Source organism: Pantoea sp. SIMBA_079 (assembly GCF_046940275.1).
Taxonomy (GTDB): Bacteria; Pseudomonadota; Gammaproteobacteria; order Enterobacterales; family Enterobacteriaceae; genus Pantoea; species Pantoea borealis.
Genome location: NZ_JAWRYR010000511.1, coordinates 1 through 260, shown reverse-complemented (window position 1 = coordinate 260; position 260 = coordinate 1). Strand labels below are relative to the sequence as shown.

The window sequence follows — 260 nt, the reverse complement described above, 5'->3', positions numbered from 1 at the left end:
AGGGCGGAGAGATAATGTCAGTTTGCTGACCATGCGTGGGATAATGTTGCCGGATCTGGTCTGAACGCCATCTCCGGCTAACAAAATAATGTCGCTAAAACTAAACGATGCGGCAGGCGTCGGCTTCCCAGCGGTAACCGACGCCATAAACGGCGCGGATAAATGACTGTTCGGCGTCGAGAGATTCCAGCTTGCGGCGCAGGTTTTTAATGTGGCTGTCGATGGTGCGGTCGGTTACTACGCGGTAGTCGTCATAAAGA

At 53.1% G+C, this 260-nt stretch carries 1 protein-coding gene; it reads right to left on the bottom strand.

What is annotated here, in order from left to right; genetic code table 11:
* Nucleotides 1–100 precede the first annotated feature (100 nt).
* Nucleotides 101–260, bottom strand: a 160-nt coding sequence (locus SB719_RS21000; protein ID WP_199866221.1) for a winged helix-turn-helix domain-containing protein, incomplete at its 5' end; no start/stop codon positions are given.